Raw genomic sequence first — 227 nt, forward strand, 5'->3', positions numbered from 1 at the left:
ATCGAGCAGGGCCGCGTCGACAAGCTGATCTGTTCCTTCCCCCGCTCCGCCGACCCGACGGTTTTCGTGGAACGCTACAAGGCCGGCAGGATCGCGTTGGAGATCGTGCCGCAGGGCACGCTGGCCGAACGCATCCGCGCGGGCGGTGCCGGCATCCCGGCCTTCTACACGCCCACGTCCTTCGGCACCGAAGTGGCCGAGGGCAAGCCGGTCGAGGTGTTCGAGGG

General features: G+C 68.7%; 1 protein-coding gene. It reads left to right on the top strand.

Annotation, left to right across the window (positions count from 1 at the left end; translation table 11 throughout):
- The coding region (locus GQE99_RS20180) for a CoA-transferase (RefSeq protein ID WP_328794238.1) at positions 1-227 on the top strand (227 nt) is incomplete at both ends.

The organism is Maritimibacter harenae (genome assembly GCF_009882975.1).
Lineage (GTDB): Bacteria > Pseudomonadota > Alphaproteobacteria > Rhodobacterales > Rhodobacteraceae > Maritimibacter > Maritimibacter harenae.